Source organism: Microcystis sp. LE19-84.1B (assembly GCF_027531875.1).
GTDB classification, from domain to species: domain Bacteria; phylum Cyanobacteriota; class Cyanobacteriia; order Cyanobacteriales; family Microcystaceae; genus Microcystis; species Microcystis panniformis.
This window is the reverse complement of sequence record NZ_JAPZSR010000086.1, coordinates 1-17113: the sequence shown is the minus strand read 5'-3', so window position 1 is coordinate 17113 and position 17113 is coordinate 1. Positions and strand designations below refer to the sequence as shown.

General features: G+C 39.7%; 19 protein-coding genes. 7 read left to right on the top strand and 12 right to left on the bottom strand.

Annotated features, from left to right (window positions below):
• The first annotated feature begins 146 nt into the window (after nt 1-146).
• The 3 genes from O9324_RS05155 to O9324_RS05145 are packed head-to-tail and all read left to right on the top strand — an operon-like array spanning nt 147 to nt 2471.
• Nucleotides 147-962 (top strand): TIGR04255 family protein, encoded by an 816-nt coding sequence (locus tag O9324_RS05155; RefSeq protein ID WP_288139626.1) that lies wholly within the window; start codon nt 147-149, stop codon nt 960-962.
• Nucleotides 959-1633, top strand: a complete 675-nt coding sequence (locus tag O9324_RS05150) for a helix-turn-helix domain-containing protein (RefSeq protein WP_288139625.1) — start codon at nt 959-961, stop codon at nt 1631-1633. Before O9324_RS05155 ends, O9324_RS05150 begins: the two co-directional genes overlap by 4 nt.
• Nucleotides 1614-2471 carry a hypothetical protein gene (locus O9324_RS05145; protein ID WP_288139624.1) on the top strand — a complete coding sequence of 286 codons (858 nt, stop codon included), beginning with the start codon at nt 1614-1616 and terminating at the stop codon, nt 2469-2471. The genes O9324_RS05150 and O9324_RS05145 overlap by 20 nt, the downstream gene beginning before the upstream one ends.
• Before the next feature lie 260 nt (nt 2472-2731).
• Here O9324_RS05145 and lepB read toward each other — a convergent pair whose 3' ends face one another.
• Entirely contained in the window at nt 2732-3334 is a 603-nt protein-coding gene (gene lepB / locus O9324_RS05140; protein ID WP_288139623.1) for a signal peptidase I, read from the bottom strand.
• Nucleotides 3335-3629: 295 nt separating this feature from the next.
• On the opposite strand from lepB, the gene O9324_RS05135 reads away from it, so the two are divergent.
• The gene (locus O9324_RS05135) at nt 3630-5801 is read left to right on the top strand and encodes an EF-hand domain-containing protein (protein ID WP_288139622.1); all 2172 of its coding nucleotides are present in this window, start codon (nt 3630-3632) and stop codon (nt 5799-5801) included.
• 188 nt (nt 5802-5989) lie between these two features.
• On the opposite strand, the gene O9324_RS05130 is transcribed toward O9324_RS05135, so the two are convergent.
• The 9 genes from O9324_RS05130 to O9324_RS05090 form a co-directional block, all read right to left on the bottom strand.
• On the bottom strand, nt 5990-6661 hold the full coding sequence (locus tag O9324_RS05130; RefSeq protein ID WP_288139621.1) for a DUF2290 domain-containing protein: 672 nt from the start codon (nt 6659-6661) through the stop codon (nt 5990-5992).
• Nucleotides 6662-6668: 7 nt separating this feature from the next.
• Entirely contained in the window at nt 6669-8765 is a 2097-nt protein-coding gene (locus O9324_RS05125) for a DEAD/DEAH box helicase (protein WP_288139620.1), read from the bottom strand.
• Between the two features lie 273 nt (nt 8766-9038).
• Complete coding sequence (locus O9324_RS05120) at nt 9039-9701, bottom strand: Na(+)/H(+) antiporter subunit B (RefSeq protein WP_002738825.1); 663 nt, start codon at nt 9699-9701, stop codon at nt 9039-9041.
• On the bottom strand, nt 9701-10243 hold the full coding sequence (locus O9324_RS05115) for a DUF4040 domain-containing protein (protein ID WP_002771877.1): 543 nt from the start codon (nt 10241-10243) through the stop codon (nt 9701-9703). Before O9324_RS05115 ends, O9324_RS05120 begins: the two co-directional genes overlap by 1 nt.
• A gap of 8 nt (nt 10244-10251) precedes the next feature.
• The gene (locus O9324_RS05110) at nt 10252-10521 is read right to left on the bottom strand and encodes a monovalent cation/H(+) antiporter subunit G (protein WP_002771875.1); all 270 of its coding nucleotides are present in this window, start codon (nt 10519-10521) and stop codon (nt 10252-10254) included.
• On the bottom strand, nt 10518-10769 hold the full coding sequence (locus O9324_RS05105; protein WP_002739224.1) for a hypothetical protein: 252 nt from the start codon (nt 10767-10769) through the stop codon (nt 10518-10520). Before O9324_RS05105 ends, O9324_RS05110 begins: the two co-directional genes overlap by 4 nt.
• Complete coding sequence (locus tag O9324_RS05100; protein ID WP_193959127.1) at nt 10766-11149, bottom strand: Na+/H+ antiporter subunit E; 384 nt, start codon at nt 11147-11149, stop codon at nt 10766-10768. Before O9324_RS05100 ends, O9324_RS05105 begins: the two co-directional genes overlap by 4 nt.
• Nucleotides 11146-12582: a cation:proton antiporter gene (locus tag O9324_RS05095; protein ID WP_288139619.1), complete on the bottom strand. Its 1437-nt coding sequence runs from the start codon at nt 12580-12582 to the stop codon at nt 11146-11148. The genes O9324_RS05100 and O9324_RS05095 overlap by 4 nt, the downstream gene beginning before the upstream one ends.
• Entirely contained in the window at nt 12579-12926 is a 348-nt protein-coding gene (locus O9324_RS05090; RefSeq protein ID WP_002796737.1) for an NADH-quinone oxidoreductase subunit K, read from the bottom strand. Before O9324_RS05090 ends, O9324_RS05095 begins: the two co-directional genes overlap by 4 nt.
• Nucleotides 12927-12950: 24 nt before the next feature.
• Here O9324_RS05090 and O9324_RS05085 point away from each other — a divergent pair, with 24 nt between their 5' ends.
• The 3 genes from O9324_RS05085 to O9324_RS05075 all read left to right on the top strand — a co-directional run bounded on the left by O9324_RS05085 (nt 12951) and on the right by O9324_RS05075 (nt 14124).
• On the top strand, nt 12951-13172 hold the full coding sequence (locus O9324_RS05085) for a hypothetical protein (protein WP_287630349.1): 222 nt from the start codon (nt 12951-12953) through the stop codon (nt 13170-13172).
• A gap of 335 nt (nt 13173-13507) precedes the next feature.
• Nucleotides 13508-13732, top strand: a complete 225-nt coding sequence (locus tag O9324_RS05080) for a DUF2281 domain-containing protein (RefSeq protein WP_287630350.1) — start codon at nt 13508-13510, stop codon at nt 13730-13732.
• Nucleotides 13733-13737: 5 nt separating this feature from the next.
• Complete coding sequence (locus tag O9324_RS05075; RefSeq protein WP_288139618.1) at nt 13738-14124, top strand: type II toxin-antitoxin system VapC family toxin; 387 nt, start codon at nt 13738-13740, stop codon at nt 14122-14124.
• Nucleotides 14125-14789: 665 nt separating this feature from the next.
• Here the strand turns inward: O9324_RS05075 and O9324_RS05070 are convergent.
• Both O9324_RS05070 and O9324_RS05065 read right to left on the bottom strand, forming a co-directional pair.
• Nucleotides 14790-15434: an HNH endonuclease family protein gene (locus tag O9324_RS05070; RefSeq protein ID WP_288139617.1), complete on the bottom strand. Its 645-nt coding sequence runs from the start codon at nt 15432-15434 to the stop codon at nt 14790-14792.
• 17 nt (nt 15435-15451) lie between these two features.
• Entirely contained in the window at nt 15452-16822 is a 1371-nt protein-coding gene (locus O9324_RS05065) for an AAA family ATPase (protein WP_288139616.1), read from the bottom strand.
• Nucleotides 16823-17113: the final 291 nt, after the last annotated feature.

The window sequence follows — 17113 nt, the reverse complement described above, 5'->3', positions numbered from 1 at the left end:
ATTAAATATAAGATGAACGTAGGTTGGGTTGAAGCATGAAACCCAACGCCTGCATGGGTTACGCTACCGCTAACCCATCCTACAAATAATTGTGCCTCCCTACTTATTAGCTAAAAACGCTTAATACAGGAGATAAATAGCCTAAAATGTCCAAAGTGGTCGATATTAACAATCCACTGATCGATCCAACTCCTCCAGAGGTTCACTTAACTAATGCACCTCTAGTGTGTGTGCTTGGACAAGTACGGTTCCCACAAATTCTGGCCGTTGAGGATAAGAAATTTGTGACTCCATTTCAGGAAGCTATTAGAACAAAGTATCCTAAGTTACGGCAGGAACGAACTTATCAATTAACTTTTGATAATCAAGAAAAAGATGCCGTCAGATCTCAAGCTGAGGCTATCTGGCGATTTACAGATGCCAATAATCATTGGCGAGTCTCATTAGCATCTAATTTTGTAGCCTTAGACACATCAAAGTATGTCAGTCGTCAGGACTTTTTAGAGCGAATGAGAGAAGTTTTAACTGCGGTTAATGAACATATTCAACCCAACCTTGTTGAGCGAATCGGTATTAGATACGTTGATCGTATTGAGGGTATTCATGTAGAGAATATTTCTAATTTAGTCAGATCAGAACTGATAAATATCACCGCGTCAACATTTCAAGAACATATTCTTCAAAGTTATAATGAATCTCTGTTTCAGTTACCTAATACCCAAGGGACACTTTTAGCACGATGGGGATTGATTCCCAGTAACGCTACTTTTGATCCAAATGTCCTTGAACCGATTGATCAACCGAGTTGGTTTCTTGATTTAGATATGTCTATTTCAGAGAATCAAGAATTTGACGTTGAAAAAATTTTAGAGGATGCAAAACGATTTTCTGAAAGAATTTATACTTTTTTCCGATGGTCAGTAACCGAAGAATTTCTAAGACGCTTTGGAGGTGAACAATGAGTAACTTAGTGCTTGAACGTTCAAATACTTTTGGCCCAATCAATCCTCAAAAACGATTTAGAATGTTTGCTGGTATTGCGGAATCCAGTACCATTAGCTCTGGTAGTCTTGCCACTCAAAAGTTACTAGCGATTTCAGAAAGAACTAATAGCGGAATAGTTATTCCGAAGCACAATCCTCATCTTTTTCAAGATAGTCAAAAAGCGATTAATGAACTAAGAAAAACCAGTGGACTGACCTGGGAGCAAGTTGCCAAACTATTTGATGTTTCACGTCGAAGCATTCATTTTTGGGCAAGTGGACAGCCTCTAGCTAGTGACAATGAGGAGAAATTAAATAGATTACTGGGAGTGATTAGATATATTGATCGAGGAAGTGCAAGTCTTAACCGTAAGTTATTATTGAATCCTAATGCTGATGGGGAACTGCCTTTAGACCAATTAAGAGCAGGAGAATATGATAAAGTAAGAGAGAATCTTGGGCGTGGTAATCCACCCAAAAGACCGCAATTAACACCCTTGTCTGAGGAGGAGAGTGAGCTTCGTAGGCCTTTACCACCGGAGATATTAATTGATGCTTTACAAGATTCTATTCATCATGATGTTGGACGTTCTAGACCTGCTAAAACATTGAGGAGTGGTCAAAATCGCAGTGGAAAGCAAACAGATTGATCTCATTAACAATGAGTTACACAAATGGTGTCAAGGGGATTTTGTTTTAGGAGAACAGTGGTTTGTTCATCGATTTAATCCTCAATTTCCTCTTACACCTGATTCTAGAAAGCAAGATGCTGAAGAAAATGATCTTGTAGAATCGGAAGTAAAAGGTCTAGTTGTTGTTACACAAACTTGCGATATTGTCCGTTCTTGTTGTAAACGTCCTTTTTTAGAAGTTGTTCCTCTGGTAGAAATTGAAGCTGAACAAATTAGTGAGATAAAAAAAGGCAGACGACCTCAATACGCTTACATTGAAGGAGTTGCCAAACTAAACTTAGTAGCTGATCTCGATAGGGTAATGACAGTCGAAAAAGCATTAATCTTACAATGGAATCGTCAACAGGGTTGTGTAACTGATCAAGAAAAAAGACTCTTAACACAAGCGATAGCAAGAAAAAGAATCCGTTTTGCTTTTCCAGATGATTTTATTCAATTTGTCAGTAAACTTCAAAAACGGATGCAAGATAAGCATACTAAACAAAGTGATGAAGGGGAAGCCTTACGAGCTTTGCGAGAAATTAGAGTTAGTGCAAGACCTTCGTGGAATGATGAAAATCCTGAACTTATGTTTTATTTTATTCGTGAAGAAGAACAAGACGACTATAATGGCATTGGATGGGACAAATGGCTAGACAAGTGGTTAAATTTATTACCTAAATCTGGACGTTTTCAGTCTGATGGTTTAGTAGTAAGCTTAGAAGATATGACCGCAAAAGATTATGTTGACAGTGATCCACTGGATCTTGATCATTTGTCTATGGCCCAAAGCAATATTGAAAAGTTAGATTTATAGAAAACTAGAATTAAAACAATTTTCCAAATATTGTCGCAATTCTGATACTGGTCAGATACAAAGTCTCCAGTTTTAGGGAAGAGGGAGAAACAAGCTGATGGCTAAAAAACTGATAACTGATATTAGTTACTGTACCTCATAATACTGAAAAATCTCTAGTCATTTCGATCGGGATTGAGAAGACCAATATTAGACCAGTGGAGACTTTCACCGGTCGAGAATGTCTAGAATTTATTGAAAATGACTAAATTTTCTTGACATTAATTCCGATTTGTGGCAGCGTCGGGGTTGTCAAGTCCTCCCAGACGATTGAAGGGCCAAAAACGCACCACGGCGCGACCGATTAAGTTTTCCCGGGGAACGAAGCCCCAAGCGTGGGAATCATAACTATTATTGCGATTATCGCCCAAAACCAAATATTGATCGGGGGGAACTGTCACCGGTCCGAAAGTATAATTAGGTTCTTCGGCGATATACTTTTCCGCTAAAACTTTACCGTTGACGTGAACTAGACCGTTTTTGACTTCCACCTTATCCCCCGGCAGTCCAATCACCCGTTTAATAAAAGCATCATGAAAATTTTGAGCTTTGAGAGCGGCTGTCGGACTAAAAACCACTATATCACCCCGTTCTGGCTTCTGAAAATGATAGCTAACTTTCTCGATAATTAGGCGATCGTTAATCTGGAGAGTGGGTTCCATGGAAGAAGAGGGAATATAACGGGCCTCGGCCACAAAAGTGCGGATGCCAAAAGCCAAAATTCCAGCCGTGACAATGGTTTTAACTGCTTCTAGCCAAGGATTTTCTTGGGGTACGGGAGGGGGAGAAGGTTTTTCGGATTTATGGTTCAAGCTTTCAGCCATAGAATTTAAACTTTTGAGAAGGATTAAGCTAATGCGCTCTTTAATGTTCTAGTTTAGTGATAGTAGCAGCGTAGATAATATTCTAAGACAATTTTCCTACATCTACCGGATCGCTGTTAATTTGTCAAGGCCGCATTCTGCTGCCGGAAAGGGAATTTCCTCGGTAGTAGAAAAGGGTCAGATTAGTCTATCAAAAAGGACAGTTTTTCGCCGCTATTAAAGGAAAAGCTTGATAATTCGAGGATTGAAGCCCTAATCTCCCTTAAAAGTCTCTTCTCCGTCACTACTTGGACCTATGTTTGCACAAATTCCCGAACGATCAATGCACTATCTGCGATGGGTTGTTACCATCGCTTGGTTAATTCTGATATTTTCTCTATTTTTTGACCCGATTTCGGCAAAATTAACCGATTCTGATAATCTTTCTAGTCCCCTGAGAGTTGATCCCGATCTGTGCATTAAAGTGCAGGGAGTTTGCCTACCCCAATCCTCCTATCAGTTAGGTGCGCCGATTTTTTGGGGAATAGTGGTTCCTAGTAGCATTTTTATCTTATTAGTATTCGGTCACGAACTCTGGCGGCGTATCTGTCCTTTATCCTTTCTTTCTCAAATACCGCGCGCTTTGGGTAAACAGCGTCAGAAAAAACAGACCGATAAATCGGGAAAAGTCCGCTCTGAAATCTATAAAGTGCCGAAAAACTCTTGGTTAGCTCGGAATTATCTCTATCTACAATTAAGTCTGTTATTTTTGGGTTTATGCGGACGGATTCTTTTTGATAATTCCGATCGCTTAGTCTTGGGTAGCTTTTTAATCTTTACTATTCTAGCGGCCATCTTTGTGGGTTATTGGTATGGGGGCAAATCTTGGTGTAACTACTTCTGTCCCATGAGTCCAGTGGAAAGGATTTACTGTGAACCGAGGGGTTTACTGAATAGCACCGCTCATGAAGACAGTCGCGGTGGGATTACTCAATCTATGTGTCGTATTGTCCATGAAGATGGTAGCGAACAAAGTGCCTGTGTTGCCTGTCAGAGTCCCTGTATCGATATCGATGCGGAAAGAGCCTATTGGGACGGGATTACTAAAAGCGATCGCCAATGGCTTTATTACGGTTATTTTGGCTTAGTTTTTGGCTATTTTATCTATTATTATCTATATGCTGGCAATTGGGACTATTATTTCTCTGGAGCTTGGGCGCACGACGAAAATCAGCTAGAATCCCTCTTTAAACCGGGTTTTTATCTTGCAGGTCAGGCAATTGCGATTCCGGAGTTGGTAGCTGTCCCCTTAACTTTGGCAATCTGCACTTTTTTGGGTTACTTTCTCGGTAAAAAAGTTGAAAATGCCTATAAAGTCTATAGAATTCGCCAAAAGTCGCCCTTATCGACAGAAATTATCCGTCACCGCGTCTTTACTGTCGGAACTTTTCTGATTTTCAATTTCTTCCTTATTTTCGGTGGTCGTCCTTTTATTAATCTTTTGCCAAAATTTTGGCATTATTTCGCTAGTATTTTAGCGGCTGTTTTGAGTAGTTTATGGTTATATCGCACCTGGACAAGGAATCCGGGTCTTTACCAACGGGAAGGACTCGCGGGAAGATTGCGTAAACAGTTGGGTAAACTGGGTCTCGATACGGCTAAATATCTCGATCGGCGATCGCTGGAAACTTTGGATGCGGATGAGGTGTATGTATTAGCCAAGATACTGCCGGATTTCACCCACCAGAAGTGTTTAAAAGCCTATAAAGCCGTGTTAAAAGAGGCTTTGGAGCAGGGATATACTGACTTCGGCCACAGCCTCGAAATCCTGCAACAAATGCGCTTAGAGTTGACGATTACCGAGGCAGAACATCAGGCAATTCTAACAGAGTTGGGTGTGGAATCGGCCGAACTTCTCGATCCGGAAAAGCAGTATAGTCGCGAGGATTGGTTGCGTTTGCAGAGTTATCGCGATGCTTTGTTAGAAAGTTTGTTGGTGACTTGGAAAAAAGACCCCGATCGCCAGGTGGGATCGGAATTGCTGGAAGTGTTAACCGGTAAGAGTTCCAGGGAGGCGATCGAGCATTTATTGACGGAATTGCCGGCCGCAGAAACCGAAACTGTCAAGTCTTTGCGTCGCCAGTACGGAGTTACTGGTCAGGAGGAGGAAACGATTCTCCATCGTCCTCTGGCCCATCAATTATGGCAGAATATCGCCCGCGCTTTTCAGGTCTTCGATCGTCTATCTTTTAGTAGTGAGAGCGATCTTGATCAACAGGAAAGAATTTTATTAGAAAGATTCCAGCTATTCGATAGTGATGGTTCGGGACAAATTAGCCTTGAGGAGTTAAAAGCTTGTCTTCAGGCGATCGAACCGAGGGTGACAGACAAGGAAATCGAAGCTATGTTACAGCAGGCCGATACAGGTTGCAATAATCTGATTAGTTTTCAGGAATTTCGCAACCTACTCCACCAATTCCACAAATAAACTGTCTTGGCTAAGGAGTCTTTATTTTCCCTGACTCCTTTAATTCTCTCAAAAAATAGCTGTTCGCAGGCAGGCACGGATTCCCATTATACTAGAAAGTATAAGTCAAGTTGAGGGATTTTGTCAAGCTTTTTTGAGAAAAAATTTCGAGGTTTTGCTGAACTGTATGAGGGTAAATCCGATAGGGACTATAGAGAGGGAGATTTAATAGCAAAATGTAGTATATTTGTTTCTATTTCAGTTATGGTTTCTGGAAATCGCTGATTGTTAAAATTGATCTGCTCGGAATATAGATGATAGGCTGTATTGTAAAAGTTACGAAGGATAAAAGCAATAAATATACTGGGTGTTAAAGGGGAGGACACTGGAATTCGGCAGTTTTTGAATTGTCCTAGGGTGAGATGACATTTGGGGTGATGAATCTCTTGAAAATTATCAGGATCATAATCAAATCTAATCGGTACAGCTACAATATTTTTGGCGATAATATCGGCAAATATCTCATCTTCTTCATATAGTTCTGGCTCATTTTGAAAGGATTCTAAATAAGGGGAGGAGAAGAAAGCTAATCTGTGGGATAGTAGTTGAGAGCTTCGGAAGCGATAAAGTAATTGAATCAAGGCTCCATCAATCATTTTAATATTATAATTCTTACTGCGATCAAGCTCATCATAAATATCTTGATAGGCAACATTTTTTAGGGCAATGGATAAGTCGTAACTATTGGCATAGCTAATCTCAGAAATATTTTGACTCAATTTATTCAAAGTCGGAAAGTTCTGCTGACTTGATAATCCTACTTCTATCAATTTAGCCGTTAAATTTTCAACATCTTTAAAGATATTCTGAACATTAAGCATTTCTTAACTATTCTTGGAGTATTTTGATCATTTCGTTTTTTTCATCTGATGAAAATTCTATACTTTTTAACTTGGCAATTACTTCTTGCTTTTCCCTGTCATTTGTATCTCTCTTGGTATTAAGAGTATCTCGATAAACCTTCTTCATTTGTTGAAGTTCTTCGGGGGTTGGATAGGTAAACTCAAGAGCAAAATTTCTCGATTTAATTTCCTGAAATTCCCTCTCTAAAGCTTGCATATTTGCTCCATAACCAATAACTCTTAACCAAGCTTTACTTCTAGTCATCGCTGTAAATAAAATATTGCGGTTACTAGCAATTTGTGAACCGGATAAACATTCTTGAGCGTTAATGAAATAAACCATTGCCGCTTCATTGCCTTTTGCACGATAAATCTGTGTAAAAGCAATCGAGTTTTCTTGAAAAAACTCATCGGGAGAAGATGTGCTGCCTGCTAAATGAGAATTAATATTTTTTGTAAATAACATTTGTCTAGCTTTTCCAAAAACGTTGCGAGCATTTTTAGGTATTGGATGGATAACCATAATATCTTGGCATCTTAATTCATCTTCGTTGAGATTCTTTTCAATTTGTTCTACTAGCCATTCAAATTGCTCCTGATTGTTATCGAAAGATTTAAAGTTAATAATATCATCGATAGAAGAATGTTCTTCAAGGAATTTAGGACTGGTTTTGGGGGTTCTAATCAGTTTAACAAATTCTCCTGATTTTAATTCTCCTTCTTCAACCTCATAACCAATATCTTGCCATAATTGAGGATTATCAAATATTTGAATTATTCCCTTTGGATAATAAACTCCAAAACCTAGAGCATGAGCAGAGGAAAGAATAGGACGAGAATTTCTGTAACAAGTATTTAAAACCACATCCTGTTGGGGTTCGCTGGGTAAATTCTCCAATTTAACTCTAGGATTACCATGGTTATCATTTCCAAAAATAACTTCGGGAGAATCCATGACTTTACTATTTAAGCTTTGCAACTCATCATAGGCATAAACTAAACGTTTATCATCTTTCAAGATTTCATAGCAGAGTCTTAAGAAGTCTTGAGGAAAATCTTGGGCTTCATCAATTAAAATAAGATCATAATATTGATGAAATTTTTTAATCTCTTGCAAGGCTTTTTGACAGGCAAACTCAAAAGGTTCTTCATCCGAATATGTTAGGTTGTCTGCTTGACTAAAATCTAAATATTCAATATTATGTCGTTTACATAGCTCATAATAAATTCCTTCTATCTTAGGACTCCCCCAAGCGTGAATAATTTTTACTTTTTCCCAGTCTGGTTCGGAATTTTTATGCTCATAACTAAACCGAGTAATTAAATCTTTGTATTGATCCTTTAACGAGCGTGTATAGAAGGTAACAGCAATATTCCAATCGGGATGAGTTGCATGAAGATAAGCTACTTTCAGCGCTAAGACAATTGTTTTTCCCGAACCAGCTAAACCTCTAATTCTTTGTACACCTTTAGTCGTTTCTAAAACAGCCTTATTTTGAGTTTCATCAAGATTAGCGATAGAATCTTCTAAGTTTTTTAACTTTGCTCCCCTAGAATCCGGTTTAACGACATAATTGCGAGCGTCTTTTTTTCTAATGGTTGTAACAGCTTGTATAACTGAGTTGACTTTCTCGAAATATTCAGAATCATTGCCTTGATATTTCTCGATAAAATCATCAAGATCTTTATCTTTAATAAGAACAGGATATTCCTCTAGGTTAATTCCTTCTGGATAATTATTCCAAATCGGTGCATAGGTGGCAACAGAAATGTTAACCATTAGCTTTCTTTTTTGAACAAGCTCTTTATAAGACAGCAGTTTTGCTTCTAACTTGGTTATGCTCTCGTCTTGAGTACCTTCAATATCCAAATCATAATTTTTTCCCTCATCAATATTAAAAATAATAACCCCTTGCTGACGAGAGACTAATAGAGCATCAATTTGATATCCTCCTTGGGGAGTTCCAATAATAGGATAGCCGATATACAATGTTCCCTCTAGATCTGTTCTTTCCTCAAAATATTTAGCTAATCTTTGAGAAGATACAGGTTTAGCTGAAGAACCGCGAATAACGTTAACCATAATTTTTACCTCGGGAGTTCTTTTAGCAGAATCATTAGATGCCTATTGATTCTTGAGGAGGGCAACAAAATTACTATAGCATTTTTTCAACCATCAAGTCATGTTATGATTATGGTTTAATCCTCAGTTTTGACCTACAGCCATAAATATAGATATTAAGTAGGGAGGCACAATTATTTGTAGGATGGGTTAGCGGTAGCGTAACATGAGCGGGCGTTGGGTTTCATGCTTCAACCCAACCTACGTTCTTTTTTCTATTTGTCCATCTACGCTTCACAATAAACCGCGATAGCGGATAAAAACGAGGATTACTGCCCAGGAACCTAAAGCTACTTTAACGGCGACTAAAATGTTTAGTATCGGTAAAATGCCGCCACTAAATAGCGCCCCTAATTCCCCGTGGGGTAACTCAAATCCTGAGAGAGTAATGGCGGCTAAAACAATAAAAACTAAGACGGAAATTTTCTCCCATGTTGCCGCTTGCCAACGGCGATAAATTGCTTGCATCCATTCGGGAGACGAGGTAATTGCTATTAAACCAATTGCCGTACCTCCGGCGACTCCGGCGGCAAAACCTCCCCCCGGACTTAAATGGCCGCGGATAGCTAATTCAATGCCCACTAAAGCGGCAATTGTTGACCCTAAACGGGCTAAAATAATTGAAGGTTGGTCAGTAAATTGATGGATTTTACTGGCGGGTTTTTCAGTGGCTAAAAGAAAATTTGCCCCCATAATCGCAATAGTAAAAACAACCACTTCATAGATGGTATCGTAAAGACGATTACGAAAAATAACCACCGAAACCGCATTAGGAACACCACCGTCGCGCACTAGGGATTCAACAATTTCTAAGGATGATATAGAGGAAGCAGTATTGGGAATAATTACCATTTTGACAGCGAAGGCAATGGCGGCTAGAGTATAAATCCATTTCATTAGTGTTTCTCCTCTAATTTTGGGGTTTCAATACAGGTTAAAATCGTGTTTGCTGCCGTTAATTCATTTTTAAAAATATCGTAGAGATAGGGTAATCTAATTGTGGTTTCGTAGGGGATGGTTTCTGGATTGTCTTGACGGATACAGACGGCATGAACATCCTTATCCATAAGTGCCTGTTGCAAAGCTTGTTTATCACTATAGGCAACTAATTCTAAACGCATAAAACGTTTACTTAAAACCGTTTGTAGTTGAGTTTTTAACTGTTCTAAAACTGTATCGGTTTCCTCGGCAATTACTCCTAAACGCATCACTAAAGAGGAACGAATCGCCACTGCGTAGAGAGTTACAGCTAACATGGTTCCCATCAAAGCTTCGGTTAAAGATACATCTGCCGCCCCTAATAAAGCATAAACTAAGGCTGCTATTGCCCCTAAAACCCCGCGAATTACTAAAGCTTGGTAGGGATTAGATTGTAACATCACCATCGCCGCAGTTAAAGGCAAGAGGGCAACAATAACATAGAGATAACTTTCATTCATCTTTAATTTTACTCTCGATCGCTAGAAGTATAAGCTAAAACGTAGCCTAACATGGTGTTCCAAATTGCTAGGGAAATTATTGCCAATAATAATAAAGGCCAATTGTGGGGAACTTTCAAAAGTAGCCCGAAAATAATCGCCATGGAACCCAAAGTATCAGCGACAGATAGACCGTGTAATTTATATAATACCGAGCGCTTGTCTAAAAGATGCGCCGTTCCCCAAAACCAGAAAAAAACTCCGATAGTGATGCAGATATAACTGAAAATGTCAATCATGATTCGTTCAGTCGTTTAAGAATTTGTGCTAATAACATAAAGCCGGCATTACCGACACTGAGAATAATCACTGCTACCACTCCAATCATCCAATCATCCCGCAGAACTGACACCACTAGAATAATAATAGATGATTTACTGGAAGCACTGGCAAAGGCGGCCATTTTTTGCCAGATGTCATCATTTTTTGCCACTTCATAAAGGGGAATTAATAGGGCGACAATCATGGCAATGAGAACAATATTCATCCCTGGGAACTCCGTTTAATTACATGAACTTCATAACCCTCATTTTCCTTGTATTCGGTGACGATAGTTTTCGGTGTAAAAGTAATGAGAAATATATCCCAAAAAGCTAATCTGGGTGAACGTTTACCCGACATTCTCTCGAAAATAATTTCTTCTTCCTTGTGGGGACGAAAGATAATCTCAAACGCTTCTTTATAAGCTTGGGGAATAGCCATAAAAACTTTAATTATTACCTTTAACCAATCGCCTAAAGTTTCGCTAGAGGCGAAATTACGGGGTAAAAGAAAAGCAATAGCCACCCCGATCATAATATTAGCAGGGGTAAAATTAGCGGTGAGCAAAAACCACATAGTTAAACGCAGAATTATATGTCCGATCATGCCAATACCATCCAAAATAATAGAACTAACATTATACTCATCATCCCGACGAGATTATCAAATTGTTCCCATGCCCGCGATAATTTTAGGGATAACTTTTTGAAAACTCCCAGATATAACCACCACCCCGCACCGATGACGGCTAAAGCTTTGATAATATTGGGAAGATTATAAGCTTCAACATAGACAGCATTGGATAAAAATAGGGCGGCAAGGAGTAGAATTATTGCTATCCAGAAACCGATAGTTAGCTTCTGTTTACTTTCGCCACCCGCATGGGGTAAAAAGATAAATTTAGCAAAGGAAATCGCCGTCCCCACCGCCACAAGATTGATCATAATCTCTTGCCAGGGGACTAAATTTTTCATCGTTAACGCTTTTGCCCCAAAACCAGATAATAGGGGGAATCCAGAGATAGAAAAACTAGCAACCACTAGGGCAATCCAGAGGGAATTAGGGAGCGATTGTTGCTGTAATTCTTTAAAATTGCGACTGGGTAAAACTCCCGCTAACAGAAATAGGCAAGATTTAACTAAACCGTGGGTAAGGGTATAAAAACCACTGACTACTGGGGCGGCTAAAATAAAACCTAACTGGGAAATAGTATGGAAGGCTAACATCCGCTTGCTATCCTTTTCAAACACTGCGTAGGATACGCCAAAAATCGCCGTTAGCACCCCCAAAAGCCGAATTAGTCCATCCAAATCCTCTAGGATTAAAGCACAGCGCAGGAGGGGAAAAATGCCAGCTTTTACCACCACCCCCGACATCAGCGCCGAGACAGAGGTTTCCGATTCCGAGTGTGTCATCGGTAGCCATAATCCCGAGACAAAGATTCCCCCTTTGACTAATAATCCCATGAAGATTAAAGCCAAGGCTTCGGGAGGTGCGCCCTTTAAACCAGCAAAAGCAAAGGAATTATTGGCTTTATAGACTAAAACTGCGCCAATAAGGTAAAATAACATCGCCACATTGCTGATAAACAGATAACGCAGGGCAACCCAGAGAGAGCGATCGCTGCGAGGATAGGCAATCACCAGAAAAGCGGCAATACTAATTACTTCTAGGGCAACGTAAACGCTAATAAAATCTTCACAGACGAAGACAGAATTAATGCTGCCGTGGAGAATGATAGCTTGGGCGTAAAAAAAGGCGGTTTTGCTACTTTCCCAGTTATAAAAGATCACCGCCATGGTCACCAGGGCATTGGTGAGGATAAAATAGGCACTTAACTGATCGGCTACCAGTTTCACGCCATAATTATCCAGTAGGTTAAGGGTTATGGGGGAGGATTGGCTAAATAGAAGGAGAGAATAGGCGAGAGAGATAATAGTGGCGGCGAGAGCCAGATATTTGTCTAATCGCGGCAATAAATAGATGATAAAGCCGATCAAAAAGGGTAAACTTATCCAAGCGATCGTTAAAGTATTCATGGTGTGTTATTTTTTTCTATCTCACTGCTGTCGAGGGTGGGGTTATCTTTGGCTAATTTCATCACTCCCACCAGCATTAACGCCTGAATCGAAAAACCGATGACGATCGCTGTTAAAATCACTGCTTGGGGTACAGGATCGGCGTAATTTTGCTGTTTAACTGTACCGAGGATGGGAGTAAATAAACCGTCACGGGAAGAAATCACTACATAGTAGGCGATAACGCCGGTACTCATGACATCCATGGCGATAATCTTCATGATTAAGTTTTTTTTCAGGAATGTTCCTAAAAATCCGCACAAAACGGTGGCGAATACAAACAACTCTAGCAGGGGAATCGTCACTGGGCTTCTTGATTAGATTTGGTTATGAGTCAAAATACTTTTTCTAATTATCCTCGATCGAGTCCTATTGATCAAGAATTTTTCGGGTGGCAAATAGATTGTTTTGGATCTATAATTATTATTGAAAAAAATAAAAGCAAGCGGTTTCGCTTGTTTGGTATGAAGGTGGCAATCGCAGTTTTTTCAACTGTGTTTGTAGCCTTTAACCAAGCTTATAAAGGAGCCAATTCTGTAGCCCTAGAATAGATTGACACACTTAAAGGAATGAATGCGTCTCGTTCCCAGATTTTTCAAAAGGTTTTTGAGAGTCCCAATCCGATTGTCTGGCACTAACATCGGATTTTAACAGGTCAAAAGCCTTATTTTAAAAGGGTTTTACCATTATTCAGAAAACCCTATGTAAACGACCAAAACCACCAAACCAATAGCTATACTGTTATAAGAGCTATTTCCCGCAATTAGACCGCCAAGAAAAATTGAATGCCAACGATAACAAAAGAAACCCTTAAGCAAGAACTCGATCGCCGTAATAATCAACAACGTCAAATCTTAAATATTCAACCTTAAAAGGAGCAAACCTAATGACAACTAGAGAAAGACTGATCCAAGAAATATCTCAAATCTCCGAAGAAATTGTTGAAGAACTGCTTGACTTTTTATTATTTACCCAAGCCAGAAGGAATCAACAAAAAGAGCCAAAAACGCCTAGACCCTACGCCCTCTGTCAAGGAGAATTTACCGTTCCTGCTGACTTTGACGATACCTTACCCGATGAAATCTTACAGGACTTTGAAAACCCTTTATAAAAATCATGCGACTTTTACTCGATACTCATATCTTTCTCTGGTTTCTTAATGGAGATCCTCAACTTTCACAAGATTTTTGTGATGCCATTAAAGACGCTAAAAATAGCGTATATTTAAGTGTAGCCTCCATCTGGGAAGCCATTATTAAATATCAATTAGGTAAACTTCCCTTGCCAGAATCACCAGAAGTTTATCTGCCCAAACAACGCAATCGCCATCAAATAGCGAGTTTAACGATTGATGAAGAAAGCATCGCCTATTTAATGAAATTACCTCCCTTGCATCGTGATCCCTTTGATAGACTGCTAATTTGTCAAGCAATCCAAAATGATTTAATCATTATTACAGTTGACCAAAAAATTCGCTCCTACCCAATCATTACAACCTTATAATTAATCAGACAAAAATGGCAGAAGTAAACGTTTATTATGAGCCAATGGGTAACACCTTAACCGTTGGGTTTGGCGCACCGCACGACCGTTAGAGTATCCATGGTGTAGGATTTTCTGATCTTTACTTTGTCTAAGGCAGGTTTTTCCTAGACAAAGTAAAGCTCAATTTCACCAGCAAAGATACTTTCTCTAATTATCCTCGATCGAGTTCAAATTGATCAAGAGTTTTTCGGGTGGCAAATAGATTGTTTTGGATCTATAATTATTATTGAAAAAAATAAAAGCAAGCGGTTTCGCTTTAATAATGTATATCTTGCCAGAGGGAGCAATCAGTAATGTTTTGGAAATCTTTGATATTTTTGGTAGCAATAATAACCCGACGACTGGGATATTTTTCTTTGATTAGAGTCCAGAATTACAATCACTCTTTTAATCCCATCCCTTAACTTTTCTGGCTCTCCTAGACTGGTTATAGTAAATTAGTAGCTTAAATCAGTCTAAACCCTTAAATAGCCTGGAATACAACAAAGAAAAAAGCTTTTTTTATTAAAATTGCTTTTTTGAATTCTGGTAATCCTTACTTCTTTTAACCGTCCGCTGCATTTGAGTTGTTATTTGTCTGTTTTAGGTTTTAATTTAGAGCAGATTTATCAAGAGGGTTGCTCTTAAGCCTGGAGCCAACTTCTCAAGATATTAATTACTACTGGAGTGAAAGGTTCCATCTGATCTTGCTGAGGTTGTGATAGGTCACTGATTAATATATTTAATATTTCATCATCCTCTAAGCCGTCATCTGGATTTATATCATTTGCCCATAATAAAGCATTAGACAACTGCTTCCGTTTTTCGATCAAAGCACGGTTATTTTTTTCATCGTCACCCAAATTTAAAACTCGAATCGTGACAACTGCCCGATCGCTCAATCCTTCTACCCGTCCACTAATTTTGAATCGTAGTTCTGTTTCACATTCTGTCATCAGGGGAGTTAGGGGTAGGTGTTGAGATTTATGTGCATCACCGCATTGATTGGGGGTATTACAACTAGCAACAATATTTGAAAAGTCGAGCGTACGTTTAGGATTTAGCTTTTGAGCTTCTAAATGCTCATTATGGCAAGCATTAATTTCTTCGATTTGCTGGCAGCAATAGGCACAAAGATAAAACTGCTCATTAAGAGCATAGTCTCGAATCTTTGCCCGAACGACTTTCCCTTCTTCTGTTTTATCTAAATCATCGTATGCCCCATAAGGGTTCTTCCTCTTCCAAGCTGTTAAACAACAAGGTTCAGCCCCTTTACTAATGGTTCGCATAAGGTTCAGCCCCTTTACTAATGGTTCCCATGACGCAATTCTTGTTTACGGAGCAGTAGTTTGGCTTTGACCAATTCGAGATGATTGGCAGGTAGTTCCTCACTTAATTCTGCCAGCAATTTTTGAGCCTCGGTTAGCTTTGAATCTTGTATGGCATCTAACAGATCGTTCAATTCAGTCTCAATTTTCTCATTACGAATGCTGGTATTCATGACATCTAATAAGACAGTATTAGCATCTTGCCCATATTGAGAGGGCAACTGTCGCAATTCGCCATTAGCTAAAGTGTAGATCAAAACATTTTTACAATCACTGATCACTAGAGGTGAATGGGTTGTCAGCACAAACTGACAATTTGGGAAAGTTTCGGTCAGGCGATCGCAGAGGCAACGTTGCCAAGAGGGATGTAGATGCAAATCGACTTCATCAATCAAAACGATACCATCACCTGCTAAAGGATTTTCTAAGGCAGGGTTCAGCATGGCTAGACGGCGGGCAATATCACCCACAAGAGCCATTAGGGATTTTTCGCCTTGTGAAAGTTGGGCTAGGTTGAGGGTTTCACCATTTTTGTCCACTGCCATGTAGAGACGAGGTTTACGACGGACTCTAAGGTTATCCAGATGGGGCATAAATCGGCTAATGGCGGTGCGAACTGCTGTTAATTGCCGATCTTTAGCTGAGGCATTGCGTTCGTTTAACAATTGCCATAAGTCTTGATTGGTTTCAGCTAGTGGTCTTAGTTGGTTTAGAACGTCTTCAGGAATTCCTGATTCATTTTCGGTATCTTCCCGTTCTCGGAACCATTCAAAAAAGCGACGAAAGTCAACGCCCTGACTTAAGGAGTTATCATAACCGTCCAATTGCAAAAAGGTATGCTTAGTCCTAATTTTTAGTGGAATATCGAGTACGACACGCTCGACAGGATAAAACGCAATTAGAGGTAGGCTAGTTTTGTCATCATGGGTGAGGGCATCACGATAACGATTGGCCAAGCGCGTACAGTCATTAAGGTTGCTATTATATTGGGCTTTACGTCCTTTTCTATTTTTGGCAAGAATCCATCTGAAATAATGGTCAATCTCGCTTTGATCAGGATTGTTTAATGATTTGGAGGGATCCGAGACTTCGATTTCAATGCTGCCAGCATTAGCAGTATTAAATATGGCATCTTCATAAATAGGATTACCACTCCCTTTTTCTGTAAGTAAACGAGCAGTAAACCAACTAAGAGAAGTTGCTAATGCTTTTAGTATAGCAGTTTTACCAGCCCCGTTATTACCAACAAAAACGGTAATGTTGCTTGGGTTTTGCTCTGTAGGCGCCAAGGAAATTTCCAGCTTTTCAAATAGCCCGATGTTATTTAAGATGACCCGTTGAATTTCCATATCGGTGAGAGTGGCGAGGGATATGCTGACTGCTGATAGACTAGATATAAAACCGTAAAACAGTTAGGAAATAGTGAAAAGATCTGGCTTCCTAAGTAGGTAGGTGTTAAAAGTTCTCAGATCCCCCCTTATCAAGGGGGGCAGGGGGGATCGGCACCCCCCTTATCAAGGGGGGCAGGGGGGATCGGCACCCCCCTTATCAAGGGGGGCAGGGGGGATCGGCACCCCCCTTATCAAGGGGGGCAGGGGGGATCGGCACCCCCCTTATCAAGGGGGGCAGGGGGGATCAGA